Here is a 17,231-nt window from a genome sequence, read left to right as displayed (position 1 = left end):
TGATGGGGCTGGATCTGGGGCTGGTCCCCGAGGTGGTCAAGCCGCTGGCGCTGCCGCTGACGGCCAACGCGTTCCCCGAGGGCGACCCGGACGCGATCGTCCGGCAGGCCGACGCGCTGGAGGCCCTGGCCGACGAGCTGGCCGGCATCCGCGCCGAGGACGCCGAGCCGTTGCTCAGCCAGCTCGGCAAGCTGGAGTGGGAGGGCGCCGCCAAGGAGGAGTTCGAGAAGGTGCTCGCCGCCCTCGCCGGCGAGGGGCACAAGGCGTCCTCCCGGCAGGACAAGGGCGGCGAGACGCTGCTGAGGCTGCTGGAGAAGGCCCTGCGCGAGGAGGCGCGGCGGCTGCGCGAGCACGGGGTGACGACGGAGCACACCCAGTGGATGCAGTACGCGGCACTGGCGCTGCTGGGGCTCGTCATCGTCCGCCTGCTGGTGTGGATCGTCGTGAACGGGCCGTCGGTGCTCAGGTTGATCCAGTTGCGCACGGTGATGACCCGGATGTCGATCCAGGCGCTCAAGTGGCGCCTGCTCATGAACATCCTCGGCTTCGGCGCGGTGATGGGCGGCCTGGACCTGGCGGTGCAGGGGGCGCAGATCCCCTTCGGCAACCGGGAGGAGATCGACGGCCACTCGGTGCTGATGTCGTTCCTCAACGGGATGCTGACCGGGGCGATGTTCACCGGGGTCGAGTTCGGGCTCTCGCGGCTGGCCACCCGCGAGGTGGTGTACATCATGTCGCGCGCCGAGCTGGGGGTGCGCGACCACATCGCGGCCATCGGGCAGAGCATCTACGGGCGCGCGCTGGTGGGCGGCGTCTCGGGCACCCTGGGCTCGATCCCCGGCCTGGCCGCGAGCGACCAGCTCGACCCGGCGCACCTGTTCTACTCCTTCGTGGCCGGAACGGCAGGCGGCATCGGCATCCCGCAGAGCGCCCGTGTCTCCTTCGTGCCGACGCCCGCCGGGGACCTCCCGCCGCCCCCTCCTCCGTCCGGCGGCCACACGTGGACGCGAACGGCGGGGGACGACGCCCCGTCTCCACCGCCGAGTGGGGGCGGCACCTCGCCCGGCCCCGCGTCCAGGCGGGTGGTCGAGCCGGCCCAGGTGGTGCTGAGCGGCGAGAACGCCCCTTCCGGCGGGCGGCCCGAGCAGCCGATCGACGCGACCACGCCTCCGAGGGGGGACGACGGGTCCGCGCCGTCCCGTACGCGGGAGGCGGAGGTGATCAGGGGCGAGGTCGTCCGCACGCAGAACGGTCCCGCGGAGGGCCCCGTCCTCCCCACGGGCACGAGGCCCTTCCACGGTGCGGCCCCGGAGCTGCCCGGCGGCCCGTCCCGGACGGCCGAGGGCGCGTCCTGGGGTGCCGAGGGCGCGTCCCGAGGGGCCGGGGCCGTGCACGACACGCCCGGGCACCCCGCAGCGGCCGGGCGGACGGCGCATCCGCCGAACGGCGCCCCGGGCGGCGACGCCTCAGGCGTCAATGTCTCTCCCGCGGGTCACGCGCTGAACGGCGCCACGGGCACCCACACCCCGAACGGAGCCGAAGGCGGTCACGCGAGCCCTCCGGCGACGGCCGCCGGACGTGGGGCTCCCGCCCCGGCGCAGGGCGGCTCCCCCGGCACGCCCGGCCACGCCAACGGCACCGGCGACTCCCTTCTCGCGCACGCGCAGTCCGTACGCGACGCCGTCCCGCTCCGCACCCCGTACGTGCAGACCGCCCCGGCGGCGCCGGTCTCACCGCTGCCCCCCACGGACGCGCAGGACGGCTCCACCGCCTCCCAGGACGACCGCAGGGAAGCGGCCAGGCACGGCGACACCCCACGGCACCCGGACGCCCCGCACCCCGCGGACCAGGCCCACCCGGTCACCCCCCGGGACGGTGCGGACGCCCCCGCCGCTCCCCAGGACGCCCCGGAACATCCCAGGAGCACGGACCCGGCGCGAGACCCCGCGCTGGCGACGCACACCCAGGACGTCGACTCCGGACGCGCCACGGAAGCGCAGCCCGTCGTCACCGGCCGCCTCCCGGACAGCCAGGGCCCCGGACGCGCCACCGACGGGTCCGGACGCGCCACCGACGGCCAGGGCAACCCCACAGGCCGCACCGACCAGAACGCCCCCGGCTCACGCACCGGCCAGGACGGGACTCCCGTCCCCATCGGCACCCCGCACGAGCCGCCTGCCACCCCAAGGGACACCACCCCGAGGAACACCGTCCCGAGAGACACCACCCCGAGAGACACCGCTCCTGCGGGCACCCGCGAGACCCCACCCGCCGACGCGGGCGACCCGCGGGCCACGCCCCCGTCCCACGCGGGCGACCCGAACGCCACGCCCCCCGCGACGCGCGACGGCGCACCGCCGGTCGGTCCGCACGCGGGCGCGCCGGTTCACCGCGGTGACGGCACCGGAACGGGCCGCATCGACCAGCTCATCAACCGCGACGAGCCTCCCCCCGCGACGTTGGACCCCGCCCGGGTCGCCTTCGGGCACCGCGTCGCGCGCCTGCTGGAAGAGCCGGTGCCGCACGACGCGTTCGCGCACAGCCTGGGGACGATGGCCCACGCCGTCACCCAGGGGGTGAACCGGCCCACGGGTGAGATCATGGCCGGCGGCATCCGCTCGATCGCGACGCACCTGGGCATGCCCCACACCGTCGACGGGCTGGTGCGGGTCTTCGACGAGGCGCAGCGGCAGGGTCACGATCCCGCCGGGGCGACGGACAGGCAGGACCTGACCGACAGACTCGACCAGTACCGGCAGACGGACCCGCTGGTCTTCCCCGGCCTGTGGCTCGCCCACCGGGACGTGCCGAACGTGTCCTTCCCGGTCGCGCGGGCGCTCGCCCGGATGGACCAGACGCTCGGCTCGCACCCGAGGACCGATCTCGCGGACAGGCTCACGCAGCTACGCAGCCTGGCCTGGGACGCGGATGTCGGGTTCCACTCGATCGACCACGTGGGACGCCTGTTCGTGGACGCGCAGGCGCGGGGCGTGGACGTCCAGAACGCGCCGGGGTGGTACGAGCTGGTGCACAGGCTCCGGCAGGCCCGGCAGCACGACACGGACCTGTGGGACGGGCTCCGGATGGCGGACGAGCACGGCATCGGCGGGCTCGGCGACGCGCAGGCGCGGGCGCTGGGCCGCGCCGGACGGTCGCTCCACTCGGTCTCGCCGGAGGGCCGCCTGCGCGACCTCGCGGCCGAGGCCGGGTTCTCCCACGCGCACCGTTCGTTCGCCGAGATGCTCGCCGAGGCGGACGCGCACGGCGCCCTCCCGGAACGCCCGGCGACCCGCCGGGAGCTCGTGGACAGCCTCGCGTCGTTCCGCGAGGGGGACGGCGACGGCTGGGACCGGCGGGTGATGGAGGAACGCTTCCCCGACGCGCGCCTGGACACGGCGAAGGCGGCGACGCTGGGCCGGCTCGACCGCGTCATCGCCGCCGACGCCGCGCCGCGTCCCGCGATGGACCCTCTCCTCGTGCTCTCGCGCGAGCTGGGCCTCGGCGACTCGCCCCGGCGGCTCGCCCACGTGGCCGAGCGAGCGGGGCGGCTGGGCTTCGACCCGGCGGGCGCCCCGGACCGGGCGACGCTCGTGGCGAGGCTGCGCGGATACATGGACACCGCCCCGGACACCTGGGCCCGGGTGCGGGTGTCGGAACGGTACGCGACCCAGCTCGGCGAGCCCACCACGAGGGCGCTGGCGTGCATGGACCGGATCGTCGGCCCGCCGGGCAAGGCTCCCGCCTGGGTCCTCGACCCCCTCCGGAAGCTGGCGGGCGACCTCGGCCTGGACCACTCGGTCGAGCGGCTGGCGCACGTGTTCAGAGAGGCCGAGCAGCGCGGGCTGGACCCGGGCGGCGCCGCCGACCGGGCCGACCTCGTCCAGCGGCTGAGCTCCTACCGCCGGCCGCCGGCGGAGCAGCCGTACCACTACTCGGTGACGCTGCTTCGCGTGGCCGAGGACGCGCTCACGGACCAGCTCCGCCAGACGGCCGCCCGTGACGCCGCCTTCGCCCGCGCGTCGCTGACCCGGGCCGGCGAATCCGCCTCCCGTCTCGACAGCGAGCACGTCCGGGCGCTGGAGGCCCGCGCGCGGGCGTGGGAGAGCTGGCCGGCCGAGCCGGAGGTCTCCTACCGGGAGAATCCCGAGGTGTTCGAGCGTCACCTGGCGGAGGCGTACGAGCGGGCCGAGAGCGGGGAGCCGGTGGTGCCGCTCATGATCGAGGACGCCACCGACGGGCTGACCGTGCCCGGCGGCCAGTTCAGGTTCGCGCGGGAGATCGAGTACACCCTGCCCGAAGCGCTCGACCGGCACCGGGACGCGATCAACCAGGCCATCGCCCGCGACCTGCACGACGCGGGACTGACTCTGGATCCGTGGGTGCACCCGTACCACACCTCACGCGACACCGGCTATTACGAGGGGGACAACGGCTGGCGGCTGGAGCGGGACACCACGGTCGCCGGCGAGCTCGTCCCGCCACCGCTGCGCTACACCGAGCGCACGTGGCAGACCGTCAAGCTGGTCTGCGAGATCGTCACGTCGCACGGCGGCGAGGCGACGATGGACGCGGGAGGCCACGTCCACGGGGACACTGCCGTGTTCGATCACATCACGGGCTTCTACCAGCGGCTGCTGGCGCTGGAGAACTCCACCTTCGCCGACACGACCCTGCGGCTGCTGACGAACCCGGAGCAGCCGCACCACCGGGGGACCGTTTTCTGCAAGCCCAACGCACTGCTGTCGCGCGGTTACGCCGACCTCGACGCGCTGGTGCGACAGCACAGGACGCACCTTCACGCGGTCAACCTGGCAGCGGTCACGGGTGGGCGGACCGACCACGCGGAGTTCCGCCGCCCCGACGCCTCCCTGGATCCCGGCGTCATCCAGGCGCAGACCAAGCTGGTGCTGGCCGAGATGGCGCTGGCCCTGCGGCTGGCGGATGATCAGTTTCCGCTCAACAACGGCGAGAAGGACTTACCCGGCAACCACGCCCACCACCGCAGAAGCCGTGATTACTCTTCCTACTTCGAGCTGGCCGACCTCCTCTTCCACCGGGAGGCCGACAAGGCGCAGCTCACGGCCCTCTTCGCGGTGACCCGCTGGAACGAGGGAGGAAGCGACCCCCTATGACGAACGAGGGAGTCCACCCGGCGGTCGTCGTCCGCAACGCCTCGGCGGCCGACCGGCCGCCCATCGCGCCGGTCAAGGACGACGGCTCCCCGTACCGGTACGAGATGATCTTCGCGGGCGGGAGCCTGCGGGCGTACGCGGACGAGCCGGGCGAGCTGGTCGCGGCGCTCCGCCCCGGCTACGACGCGCTGGAGACCCCCGAGGAGCGGCGCGAGGCGCGCGTGCGGGCCGCGCTGGACACGCAGGTGCGGGTGCAGGCGGAGCTGGCGGCGGCCGGGCCGCTGGAGGAGTGCACGGCCGAGGAGCGGGCGGTGCTGCTCGGCGGCCGGCACGTGCCGCCGGCGCCCGAGGAGTGGACCGGGCCCGTGCCCCTCGTGCTCGTCACGTCGTTCTACGAGCCCGCCGGGGCGCTGCCCCGGCCGCGTGGCCCCGAGGAGCTCCAGGTGTGGCTGGACCCGGCGGACGACTGGACGTTGCTGCGGAGCCTGCACGCCGCCGGGGCGATCCACGTCGCCGTGAGCCAGGACCGCCCCTGAGCGGTCCCGCCAGGACCGCTCGGGGCGGAGGGCCTCCGGCGGTCAGCCGGCGGCGAGGACCGTGTTGAGGCGCTCCTGGCGGAGCAGTTCGTAGCGGGTGTCGTCGAGCGGGGCGAGCTGCCCGCCCACGCGCCAGGCCAGCAGCAGGTCGGCCAGCGCCGGGTTGCGGGCCAGGGCCGGCCCGTGCAGGTAGGTGCCGACGATGTGGCCCGTGTAGCAGCCCTCGAAGCCGTCGCCGTTGCCCGTGCCCTTGACCGTGCGCGAGAGCGGCTTGACCCCGGGGCCGAGCCGGGTGACGCCCATGTGGTTCTCGAAGCCCGTCAGCGTCGGCAGGCCGAGCGCGGCGTCGACCTCGGCCACCAGCTCGCCCACGGCGCGGGCCGGGCCACGGACGCTGGCGATGTCGAGGATGCCGAGACCGTCGACCGGCTGCCCCTCCTCGCCGCCGAACGTGCTGCCCATGATCTGGTAGCCGGCGCACACGGCCAGCAGCGCCGCGCCCCGGTTGACCGCGCGGTGCAGGCCGCCGTCGCGGCGCAGCCGCGCCGCCGCGAGGATCTGCGGCCGGTCCTCGCCGCCGCCGATGAGGTAGATGTCGCCGGTCTCCGGCACCGGGTCGGCCGAGCGCACGTGGATGGTCTCGGTCTCGATGCCGCGCCGCTGCGCGCGCTGCTCCAGGACGAGGACGTTGCCCTGATCGCCGTACGTGCTCAGCAGGTCGGGGTAGATCCAGACGATGCGCAGGGCGCTGTCAGACGGCACGGCCGAACTCCGATCGGATCTGCTGGAAGGCGGTGTAGTTGGCGATCACGTCGACGCGGCCGGGCGGCTGCATGGCGAGCGCCTCGGAGAACGTCTCGCACACCGCGAACGGCACGTCCGCCACGTCGAGCCGCAGCGCCAGGTCGAGGCGGCGCTCACCGGTGACGAACACCGGCCGGCCACGCAGGATGCGGTAGTCGACGTCCCACAGCCAGGACGTGTCGCGCCCGTCGGGACCCTGCGCGTTGACCGACAGGATGATCGGCAACTGCGGGTCGGCGACGTCGAACGCCTCCAGCCAGCCGGCCGGGTTCTTGGCCAGCAGCAGCCGCGCCTGGCGGCCCTCACGCTCGACCGTGGTGTAGCGGCCGGCGACGGAGGTGACCTCGCGCAGCCGGGGCAGCGCCCGCTCCACGGGCAGGTCGAACGCCTCGGCCACGGCCAGCGCCATGACCGCGTTGGAGCGGTTGGCCAGGCCGGGGAGCTGGATGTCGAGCAGCCACCGCTGGCCGCGCGGGTCGACGACCGCGTCGTCGTCGAGGACCCACTGCGGCTCGGGCCGGTGGAAGGTGCACTCGCGGCAGGCCCAGTCGGCGTCCTTGCGGTCGAGCGGGCCGCCGCACTCGGGGCAGCACCAGGAGTCCTCCTTCCACCGCTGTCCGCCCGAGACCCAGGTGACCTTGGCGGCCGTGGAGGCGCCCCAGGTGACCAGCGGGTCGTCGCAGTTGGCGATGACATGGGTGGGCTTGCCGGACAGCGCCCGCCGCCACTTCTGGGCCAGCAGCCAGATCTCGGCCGCGCGGTCCATCTGGTCGCGGCTGAGGTTCATCAGGCAGACGACGCCCGCGCCGGTGGTGTCGAGGACCTCGGGGAGGTACTTCTCGTCGACCTCCAGCACGCCGTAGGGGGCGTCCTTGTGCTGCGACAGCGCCGAGACGTGGCCGGCCGGCATGTTGGCGCCGAAGACGTTGGTCGCGACCTCGCCCACCTCCAGCAGCGCGGAGGTGATCAACCGGGTGGTGGTCGTCTTGCCGTTGGTGGCGCTGACCAGGGCGAGCTTGCGGTCACGCGCCAGTTGGCGGAGCAGGTCGGGCTCCAGCATGAGGCCCACTCGTCCGCCGATCACCGAGCCGTCACCGCGCCCGGTCATCCGGGACAGCGTGGCGGCGCTGCGGCCCAGGGCGCTCGCAAGCTGGGCGCGCAGTGGAAGCTGGGTCATGGCTAAGGATCCTAGTCGGCGTCGGCGGTTAGTCTGATAACGCACACGAAAACGCGGCCCGGTTGGTAGCCCGGGCGACATATCCGTAACCGCCCTTGAGGGATGTCCGGTGTGCCGGAAGCGGTCTCGTCAGACCGCCGTTCGGCATACCTGGGAGCAAGGGCATGGTCACGTTTTCCGTCTACCTCGACGGGCCGTTCTGGATCGGCGTGCTGGAGATCGCCGAGGACGGCGTCCTGCGCGTCACCCGTCACACGTTCGGCTCCGAGCCGACCGATCCCGAGCTGTACGCCTTCCTCATGCGCCACGGCGTCCCGCTCCTCGAACAGGCGTCGGCCGCGCCGCCGGTGCCCGCCGGGGAGCGCACCGGCCGGCGGGTCAACCCGAAGCGGGCGGCCAAGCTCGCCGCGCGGGCCGCCGCCCGGGTCTCCACGCGCAGCACGGCGGCGCAGGAGGCCATGCGGCTGGAGCTGGAGAGCCGCAAGCGCGAGGCCGCCGAGGGGCGCCGCGAGCGCCGGCGCGAGCTGGCCGAGCACAAGCGCGAGGTGGCGCGCCGCAAGCGCGTCGAGCGCCGCCGCGACCGCTGAGCCCCCTCGACCGCCGCCGCGACCGCTGAGCCCCTTCGACCGTCAGCCGGTGAACGGGATCTCGGGCGCGCCGCCGTGGTCGAACGGCAGGACGAACCGGCGCGGCCAGGACAGGACGCCTTCGAGCCACCCGGCCCCCATGGTCTGGCCCACGTGCCGCAGCCGCGTGGCGGGCTCGATGCCGATCGCGACCGTCATGACGTCGCGCTGCAGGCCCTCGTTCTCGTCGTCGCCCAGGATGACCCGCCAGGCCAGGGCCCGGTTGTGCTCGACGGCCATGGACAGGGGGTGGTGGCGCAGCGCCTTGGCCCGGTGGCCGAGCAGCTCCCCGTGCGGGGCGGCGGCCGTCACCACACCGGTGGCCGCCCCGGTCGCCGCCCCGGTCATCGGGCCGGTCATCGGGCCGGTCATCGGGCCGGTCATCGGGCCGATCACCGCGCCCGCGCCGCCGGGCGTGTCGCGCGCGGCGGCGCCGTTCTCGCGGCCTGCCGCCGTCCCCGGCGTGTCGCCGAACAGGGCGTACTCCAGGGGCGGCGCCGGGCTGCGCAGGTCCGGGGCGGGCCGGCCGTACGGGAACAGGCGGTCCACCTCGTGCAGCCAGCGCACCTGCGGGATCACCCACGCCGCCCCGGGACGCTCGCCGCCTCGCTCCAGCCCGGCCAGCAGCCGCGTGGCGGTCTCCGCCGCCTTCTCCGTGAGCAGGGAGGGGTCGAGCCAGCTCCGCAGCGCCCAGGCGCGCCGCTGCACCGACCGCTCGACCAGCGTGGCGAGCAGGCACTCGCCGCGCCGCACCGGCAGGTCCGGCCAGGCGGCGGCGAGCGCGCGCGGCACGCCGGGCAGCGGGCGGTTGGTCACGAACGCGAGCACGACGGTGTCGCACCAGACGCGCAGCCACGCCCAGTCGGGCGCGTCGGCCAGCACGTCGGCCTCGCGCAGCTCGACGAGCGTGCACGCCTGCCCGGTGCGGCACTGGCTGCCGCAGGCCGCCGAGCGGCGTCCCCGTATCGGCGGAGGAGGGCTGGGCATGAGCCGCTCGCGCGACTCGCCGAGCGGCACCCGCACCCGCAGCGGCCGGTCCATGCCGTCGGCGAACACGGCCGCGGAGCCCGGCTGCAGCGACACGACCTGGCGGGACTGCTCCTCGCTGAGATTCATGGCCGCGCCGACGAGCTGCCGGTCGTCCTCGGCCGGCAGCCGGTGGACGACCTTGAGCGCGGTGTTCTTGACCACGTCCGGCACGAGCTTGGTGGGGATCTGCTCGGCCACGACGATGCCCTCGCCGTACGCCCTGATCTCGGCCAGCATGCCCGCCAGCAGCTCCACGGCGTGGGTGGCGGCCCGGCCCGCGCCCCGGTCGCGCAGCAGCCGGTGGGCCTCCTCGATGACGATGACGTGCCGCAGGCCCGCGGACTTCTCCTGGCGGGCACGCATCCGCAGGTGCTCCACGATGCGGATGATCAGCGTGCCCATGAGGAACGCCTTGTCCTCGTCGTTGGCCACGTCCTCGATGGCGAGCACCACGTTGCGCTGGAGCAGGCCGCCGACGTCGGCGGGGTGACCGCCCTCGAAGAAGCGCCCGGCCGAGCCGACGCGCAGCGAGCGCAGCCGCAGCGAGATGAAGCCCTCGACGTCGGCCTGCACCTCGCGGCCGTAGCCGATCTCCTTGATCACGTCCATGGCGTGCTGCTGGAGCAGCTCCAGGGTCGGCACGCTGGGCGGCACCTTGGAGCCGGGCACCGCGCCGCCGGTGACGACGTCCCAGCCGGTCGCCTCGTAGACGCGCTGCAGGGCCAGCGACATGATCTGCGGGAACGGCTCCTCCGCGTCGAAGGCGGCCATGAACAGCGCCCTGACCATGTCGATGTGCGCCTGGACGGGATAGCCGGGCTCGGGTTCGAGGGGGTTGATGCTGAACGGCACCCCGGCGGGAGCCGACGGGTTGATCACGGTGACGGGCCCGAGGTGCTCGACCCGGCCGGCCATGGCGGCGTACTCCGACTTGGCCGGCTCGATCGCGAGCCACGGGATGCGGGCCGCGCTGAGCTGCTCCAGCAGGTGCCGTACGGTCTGCGACTTGCCGGAGCCGGTGGCGCCGGTGACGAAGGCGTGCCGGTTGAGCGTGGCCAGCGGCACCCGGAACGAGCCGACCCCCCGGTCCTGCCCGTCGAGGATCTCCCCCAGCTCCAGCTCGCCGCCGTCGGCCTCGGAGGTGACGTCGAAGAACCCCGAGTCGAGCACCCGCACGCCGGGCACCTCGCGCCGGGGCAGCCCGGCGAGCGCCGCGAGCGCCCCGGCCGTGGCGGCGAAGGGCGCGGCGGCCCCGTCGGCGGGGTCCTGGAGCGTGATGGCCAGCGCCTCGGCCAGCGGATGGACGGCGCCCTGGGCGCTGCGCAGCCGGTAGGGGTGGTGGCTCATCTCGACCGAGCCGACGAGGACGGGCGCGATCTGGCGCAGCTCCTCGGCCGTCGCGCCGCCGGCCAGCACCCGCACGTTCCACAGCCCGGCCTCGCGGAACGCGTCGAGCTCCTGCATGCGCCGCTCGGCCCGCTCGGCGTCGAAGCGGGAGCGCTCGGAGGCGTCGCCGTACTGGCGCAGCACGTTGAGCTGGGTGCGCAGGTGGGCCACCTCGGCGTCGAGCAGGCCGGTCGGCTCGGCCACGACGAGCCAGGCGAACGGCCGCGACATGAGCGTGATCAGCGTCGACTCGAACAGCGTCGGCCGCTTCAGCTCGTCCGGGTCGAACTCGCGGCGGTTGCCGAGCGGCGGCGCCTGCCGGCCGGGGCACGGCGTCCACACCAGGTCGGCGAGGTCGTCCAGGTACTCCTCGCCGAGCTGCACCCCGCGCGCCCCGCCGGGGAACAGCAGCGGCTGCGGCCCCGTGGGCGTCCCGGGGGCGCCGGTGGCGCGGCGCGGCTGGCGGGGCGGCGACAGCGGGCCGGCGTTCGTGATGAGCTCCAGGGGCGCGCCCGAGCCGCGGGAGAGCCAGCCGATGGCGAACGGCCGGTCACGCTGGGCGGCCGACAGCACGGCGGGCAGCACGGTGACGAAGTCCCACTCGGCCGAGGAGCTTCGCGAGGGTGCGGCGATGGACTGGATCCGGTACCACGGCCCGCTCAGCGAGACACTCGGCTGCATTTCATCCCCCCACAGACGGCTCTAAGTAAAATCCGCCGACCGTCAGCCCGTCACCTTGACATTGACCATCTCATTGCCTTCCCTTGCGCCAGTCGAGGCGTGGCGGGGGCGGCCCGAGGTTGGGCGGCGGCTCGGCGCCGTCGCGTCCCGGCGGGTCGGCGCGCTCTCCCGCCCGCTCGCCCTCCTGGTCGGCGTCGTGCTCGCCGTCGATGGCCAGGACGGCCTCGCGCACGTCGTCCAGCTCGCCGAGCGTGGTCTTGGGAAAGGTGAGGATGGCCGGGTTGGCGTCGGCGAGGCGGACCCGCCGGCCCTGCGAGGTGGCGTCGGTGACGATGACGGACGTGGTGGGGAGCTGCTGGAGCTGGTGCGGCTCGACGAGGAACTCGCGGGAGCGCTGGAGCACCCGCTCCCTCTCGCCGATCTTGCCCGTGGTGCGGCCCCACTCGGTGGACTCGTTGATGTCCTCGGCCAGGTCGGTGGGGTTGTCCTCGTGGTCCTCGTGCCTGCCCTCGACCTCGGCGATCGTGCTGGTGTAGCCGCCGTCGACGCCGGGGAGCGAGTCGCTGATCGTCTCGGTGAGCTGGGCCAGCTCCAGCCGGTGCTCGGTGCCGACGTGCTCGCTGGCCACCCGGGCGTCCTCGGCGTTGCCGAGCCGCATGAACGCGACCGCGGCGTGGCCGCGGCCCAGCCGCTCCCGCACGGTCGGCGTGAGCGACCGGTAGGTCAGGACGAGCCCCGTACGGGAGGTCTCGCAGGCGTCCATGAGCCGGTCGAGCACGTCGCCGCGGAGCTTGTCGGCCCCGGCCACGATGATCGTGTGGTACCAGGGCCGGTCGGAGGCGGGCGACTGGCGCAGGATGTGGGTGAGGGCGGTCGCCACGTACGTGCCGAGCACCCGGTTGCCGAACACCCCGGCCTGGCGGTCCATGCTGACCACCCGCAGCCGGGCGGGCGGCAGGCGCACGGCCTCCGTGCCCAGCGTCTCCAGCTTGCGTAACTGCGACTCCAGCGCCCAGGCCCGCTCGATGACCACGCGGTCGCTCACGCCCCGGCCGAACAGCGTGCCGATGCGCTCAAGCTGGCTGGCGGTGATCAGCCCGTACCTGAGGTCGTCGCGCGGGTCGCCGACCTGGGCCAGGGCGCGCAGCGCGGCGGTGACCTGGCTGATCGTGGCGTTCTCGCCGAGCACGTCGAGGACACGCTCCAGGATCGCGTTGTCGAAGCTGAGGTCGCGGGTGGTGCGGTGCTCCTCGCTGACGCTGACCACGTGGGCGAGCACGTCGGCGAACGCCTCGGGCTTGAGCGTGGCGCCGAGGTCGAGGCGGGGCAGGTCGACGGGCAGCACCCAGACCAGCGGGTCGTCGCCGCCGCGGCGGGCCAGCTCGATGAGGTCCTTGGCGATGGCGCCCTCGGACAGGTCGAGCACGGTCAGGTGGCCGCCGCTGTAGAGGCGGGTGGCGCCGAGCAGAGTGACGAGCGCCGACCAGCCGGGCAGGGTGCCGCCGGCCACGTCGATGCGGTCGATCTCGTCGGGCACGGCCACGGCGTACCAGGTGAGCTGGCGGTCGTGGCGCTCCTTGAGCCGCTGCCAGTCGCGGTAGCGCTGGGCGTGCTCCTCCTGCGCGCGGAACAGCTCTTTGTCACGTTCCTGTCGCCGACGGTCGTCACGGGCCCGCTGCTCGCTGATGCGGTAGCGCACGGCCCGGTCGCCCTGGACGAGCGCGTAGCTGCAGATGATCGCCACGCCGCAGGCCGCGACGAGGCCGAGCAACGCGAACTTCCACTGGAGCAGCCCGGCCACGGCAAGTACCAGGACGAGCAGCGACAGCACGACCGCGAACAGCCGGAAGACGCGTACCGGGCGGTTGAGCATGTCCTGCTGCATGCGCTCGCGGCGGGCGAGGTCGGCGTCGGGGCGCGCGGGCGGCGGCTCCTCGGCCGGCGAGGGCCGTTTCGGTGGCGGGCCGGGGTCCGGGTGCAGCAGGATGTACTGCCAGCCCAGGTAGATGCGGTCCGCCTGGAGCTGCGCATGCTCAGGATGCACGTCCACCACGTGACCCTCCGGCCGCGATATGTCGTTAGTCGTCGAGGCTAGTCCCGCTGCTCCGTGACAGCGTATGAGCTAGAACCCCTTCTACGGCAGGGTTCTCGGCAATTAGACCAGCCCGTTGGGAGGATAGCGGCGGATGGGACAAGCGTGACCTATTACCATCCTTACCCATGACCGAACCCTCCGGCGGCAGCGGCAGGCCCAGACGTCCGGTAGTGGTGCCCGCGGTGGCGCTGGTGCTGGTCACGGCCCTCGGGATCACCGCGCTCACGGGCGGCCTGAACGAGGCCCCGGACGCCCCACCCCAGCTCGGCAAGGGCTCGGTGCTCGACCAGGGCCTGTACTCCACCCGCTTCGTCGAGTCCCGGGTCCGGACCGAGCGGGCTCAGACGCAGTTCGACGAGGACAAGCGGTTCGTGGAGATGGTCTTCGAGGTCACCAACCGCGGCGACGGCACCACCCTGGTCGGGGTCCCGCCGGCCGAGGGGAAGGGCGCCTTCGCCACCACGTTCGCCGGCTCGCTGGTCAAGATCAGCCCCAAGTTCCCGAGCGACGCCGGTCCCTCCGCCTTCGCGCTGGCCAAGGGCGGCGAGAGCGGGCAGCTCCACCCGGGGATCAAGACCACGGTCATCGTCCGTTACGAGCTCAAGGAGGGTCAGAAGCCCCCGGAGAAGATCACGATGGACGTGGGCTCGTTCGAGTACGCGGCCGGCTTCAACGACCCGACCGAGAGGTGGACGATGGTCAGCCAGGACGCGGGCGAGAGCATCGTCCCCGAGGTCAAGGCGCAGGTGACCCTGCCCGTGCAGGAAGAAGCCGCGGCGTGACCGCGGTCCAGCCCCGGCCGGCGGCGATGCCGGGCGGGCGCCGCGGGGGGCGCTCCGGCTCCGGGCGCGGCGGCTCGCGCGCGCTCAACGCGCTGCTGGGCCTGCTCCTCGCGGGCGGCGCCGTCGGCCTGCAGACGCTCGCGCTGTCGGAGAACGAGACCGGCGCCCCGCTGACCTACACCGGCGCCAAGGGCCAGGACGTCGACGCCCGGCGCTTCCACGTGCGGCTCGACTCCTTCAGCGCCGCCAAGGCGATCCGGACGAGCAGCGTCAGAACCATCGAGACGGACAACCTGTTCCTCGTCGTGAACGCCTCCGCCAAGTCCAGCCTCAAGCCGTACCACCTCGGCCAGCCCACGCTGCTGACCGACGACGGCCACCGCTTCGCCGCCACCGACCGGGTGGAGTCCACCGCCACGCTGTCCGCCACGTGGGTGCAGCCGGACATCTGGGTCAGCGGGCGGTTCTTCTTCGAGGTGCCCGCCTCGGCGCTGCCGGGGGCCAGGGTGGTGTTCGGGCTGCCGCCGTCGACCCTGGTGGAGCCGTACCAGCCGGAGGTGGAGATCGACCTCGGTCTGGACGAGAAGGCGGCCCGCGACCTCGCCGCCAAGCCGCAGGACGTCTACTCCATCGTCAAGAAGTGATCGCCTCATGAGCGCTGACGACCGCGACTGGTTCGCGCCCCGCAACCCCCGCCCGGCCAACGGAGCGCCCCGGCCTCCCGTGCCGCCCCACCAGCCCGCCGCGGGCCCTCAGCCGCCCGCCGCGCCTCCTCAGCCGCCCTCGGGACACCCTCAACCGCCCTCCGCGCCCCCTCAGCCGCCCTCGGGACACCCTCAACCGCCCTCCGCGCCCCCTCAGGCGCCTTCGGGACGCCCTCAGCCGCCGCAGGCGCGCCCGCAGCGGCCTGCGCCGCCCCCTCAGCACGGCGGCCCCAGGCCGGGCGGCTCGTGGCCCGGCATGCGGCCGCGGGTGCGGCCCGACCGGCAGGTGTGGCCCCCGCTCCCTCCCGAGCCCGTCGAGGGGGTCACCCAGCCCCTGCCGCCCGTGCCCCCGAACGCGCCCCCTGAGGAGCCTCCGCAGGCTTTGCCGCCCCGGCCACAGGCCCAGCCGGTCCAGCCGGTCCAGCCGGTCCAGCCGCGGGCGTCCGAGCCCACCGCGCGTCCCCGGAAGCGGGGCAGGGCCCTCCTGGTGGCCGCCGGCGCGCTGGTGGCCGCCGCCGTGGCCGTCGGCGCGACCACGTACGACGGCTACCTGTTCTACGAGAAGGTCTCCGCCGAGGAGACGCGTCTCGTGCCCGTGGCAGCCGGCCAGGCCGGCACCGTGTACGGCATCGAGTGGAAGGCCGCGCTCAGCCCCACCGAGGCCCCGCCGAACAGCAAGCACGGCGACACCGTCGCCTGGCTCAAGGTGGACATCACGGAGAAGGTCGTGGACCCCGCCAGCGCGACCATGACCGCCAAGCCGGACGAGATCCGGCTGGAGGACCGTACGGGCCGCACCTGGGTCGTGGAGGTCGCCGACGGCGACCGGCCGACCGAGCGCCTGGAGGTCGGCAAGGAGTACCGGCTGCAGGGTCTGGCCGTGGTGCCGAAGCCGGTGGCCGGCGAGGTGGAGCTGTCGTTCCGGCCCAGCGGCTACCGCTCCGACACCCCGACCGCCGACCTGTTCAAGCGCGGGACGAGCAAGCCGGACGTGGACGTGCTGCGGTTCCGCCGGTAGGGAGGGCCGCCCGGGTCAGTCCGTCGTGAACGCCTCGCCGCGCAGGCGGGCCCGGGTGGCGGCGAGGTCGAACGTGGCCGCCAGCAGCGCCATGGTGACCACGGTCACCAGCAGGTCGCGGCCGAACGCGAGCGGCGGCTCCAGGTACGCCCAGGCCCAGTCCACCTGCGACCCGACCAGCGTGCGGACCGCGCGGTCGGCGTACTGCGCGCCCACCGTGACGGCCACGTAGCACAGGCACATCATGCCGAACAGCGGCGCGCCGCCCTTGATCACCAGCCGCAGGGAGTTGACCAGCGGCACCCAGCGTTCCTGGAACCCGCCGGTCACCCGCTCGAAGGAGCGCTGCGTCAGGTCGTGGCTGCCCTCCAGGCGGTCGATGCCGCGCTCGAACCGGGTGCCCCTGAGCATGGTGCGGGTGTCGTCGGCGTACGCGCCGAACACGAGCATGGCCACGGTCAGCCAGGCCAGTGGGATGGCGACGGACTCGAGGAACAGCGGCCAGACGTCGTTCACCACGTCGGTGAGGCTCTTGAGGACGGGCACGGTGTCCTGCGCCTTGGTCCACAGGCTCTCGGTGCCGACGACCACGGTGCGGTGCTCCACCCACTCCGATCGCGCGTCGGCGATCGCGACCGTGGCGTTGAGGCCGTAGAAGACGAAGGCGAACTCCGAGAACGCCGCGGCGAAGCCGTAGAAGCGGCCGGTGCCCCGCTCCACCAGCTTGGCGAACAGCGTCTTCAGGCCGAACGCGACGAGCATCGTGGCCACCGACACCCGCCAGTCGAGGTCGATGAGGCTCCGGCCGACGTGCGACTTCTCGCCGAAGAACGCGGCGTCGGTCATGTCGAAGAAGTGGTGGAACAGGTCCATCTGCTGCAGGTCGCGGGCGTCCTCGGTCTGGAAGCCCCAGGCCATGTAGAGCACGGCGAAGGCGGGGGCCACCCGGTCGAGGGCCGTGAAGAACGGCTCGTCCTCCGCGCCCTCGGCCTCCCGGGCCCGCATCTCCCACAGCGCGCCGCGCAGGGTGTGCAGCATGCCCGTGACCACGGTCAGCGCAGCGAGCACGACCACGGTGAGCAGGGTGATCGTGGCCACCAGCCGGGCCTGCCGCCAGTCGCCGTAGGCCACCTCGGTGGCGCCGTACAGCAGTCCGAAGCGCACGGCCTCACCCGCGGCGAACCACAGGACGAGCGGCAGCACACAGCGCCCGAGCAGGCGGAGCGTGTGCACGGGGAGCGAGAACGGCGACGGCGGCTTC

The 17,231-nt window shown here is 73.9% G+C and carries 11 protein-coding genes; 6 read left to right on the top strand and 5 right to left on the bottom strand.

From position 1 onward, the window contains the following. Positions 1-2: 2 nt before the first annotated feature. Positions 3-5,132 (top strand): hypothetical protein, encoded by a 5,130-nt coding sequence (locus tag HTZ77_RS43370; protein WP_175595637.1) that lies wholly within the window; start codon positions 3-5, stop codon positions 5,130-5,132. Then, entirely contained in the window at positions 5,129-5,668 is a 540-nt protein-coding gene (locus HTZ77_RS43365; RefSeq protein WP_175595636.1) for a hypothetical protein, read from the top strand. The genes HTZ77_RS43370 and HTZ77_RS43365 overlap by 4 nt, the downstream gene beginning before the upstream one ends. Positions 5,669-5,710: 42 nt before the next feature. On the opposite strand, the gene HTZ77_RS43360 is transcribed toward HTZ77_RS43365, so the two are convergent. Both HTZ77_RS43360 and HTZ77_RS43355 read right to left on the bottom strand, forming a co-directional pair. Then, positions 5,711-6,430 (bottom strand): type 1 glutamine amidotransferase, encoded by a 720-nt coding sequence (locus HTZ77_RS43360; protein ID WP_175595635.1) that lies wholly within the window; start codon positions 6,428-6,430, stop codon positions 5,711-5,713. Next, positions 6,420-7,649 (bottom strand): MurT ligase domain-containing protein, encoded by a 1,230-nt coding sequence (locus HTZ77_RS43355; RefSeq protein ID WP_175595634.1) that lies wholly within the window; start codon positions 7,647-7,649, stop codon positions 6,420-6,422. Before HTZ77_RS43355 ends, HTZ77_RS43360 begins: the two co-directional genes overlap by 11 nt. Before the next feature lie 164 nt (positions 7,650-7,813). Between HTZ77_RS43355 and HTZ77_RS43350 the strand changes: the two genes are divergently transcribed. Next, positions 7,814-8,236 (top strand): YjdF family protein, encoded by a 423-nt coding sequence (locus HTZ77_RS43350; RefSeq protein WP_175595633.1) that lies wholly within the window; start codon positions 7,814-7,816, stop codon positions 8,234-8,236. Positions 8,237-8,278: 42 nt separating this feature from the next. Here HTZ77_RS43350 and HTZ77_RS43345 read toward each other — a convergent pair whose 3' ends face one another. Together HTZ77_RS43345 and HTZ77_RS43340 are read right to left on the bottom strand one after the other, a co-directional pair. Beyond that, positions 8,279-11,371, bottom strand: coding sequence for an ATP-binding protein (locus HTZ77_RS43345; protein ID WP_175595632.1), 3,093 nt, complete (start codon positions 11,369-11,371; stop codon positions 8,279-8,281). A gap of 70 nt (positions 11,372-11,441) precedes the next feature. Beyond that, a complete protein-coding gene (locus HTZ77_RS43340; protein WP_328809108.1) occupies positions 11,442-13,415 on the bottom strand; it encodes a hypothetical protein in 1,974 nt (657 codons plus the stop codon). Between the two features lie 176 nt (positions 13,416-13,591). Here HTZ77_RS43340 and HTZ77_RS43335 point away from each other — a divergent pair, with 176 nt between their 5' ends. The 3 genes from HTZ77_RS43335 (at position 13,592) to HTZ77_RS43325 (ending at position 15,970) form a co-directional block, all read left to right on the top strand. Next, entirely contained in the window at positions 13,592-14,248 is a 657-nt protein-coding gene (locus HTZ77_RS43335) for a hypothetical protein (protein WP_175595630.1), read from the top strand. Further along, on the top strand, positions 14,245-14,892 hold the full coding sequence (locus HTZ77_RS43330; RefSeq protein ID WP_175595629.1) for a hypothetical protein: 648 nt from the start codon (positions 14,245-14,247) through the stop codon (positions 14,890-14,892). The genes HTZ77_RS43335 and HTZ77_RS43330 overlap by 4 nt, the downstream gene beginning before the upstream one ends. Positions 14,893-15,208: 316 nt before the next feature. Next, on the top strand, positions 15,209-15,970 hold the full coding sequence (locus HTZ77_RS43325; protein WP_175595628.1) for a hypothetical protein: 762 nt from the start codon (positions 15,209-15,211) through the stop codon (positions 15,968-15,970). A 15-nt stretch (positions 15,971-15,985) separates the two neighbouring features. On the opposite strand, the gene HTZ77_RS43320 is transcribed toward HTZ77_RS43325, so the two are convergent. Next, positions 15,986-17,203, bottom strand: coding sequence for a hypothetical protein (locus tag HTZ77_RS43320; RefSeq protein ID WP_175595627.1), 1,218 nt, complete (start codon positions 17,201-17,203; stop codon positions 15,986-15,988). Between the last annotated feature and the right edge of the window lie 28 nt (positions 17,204-17,231).

The sequence above is a fragment of the Nonomuraea montanisoli genome (assembly GCF_013363975.1).
Lineage (GTDB): Bacteria > Actinomycetota > Actinomycetes > Streptosporangiales > Streptosporangiaceae > Nonomuraea > Nonomuraea montanisoli.
Note: the sequence above shows the minus strand (reverse complement) of the source record. Positions and strands in the feature narration are given on the sequence as shown.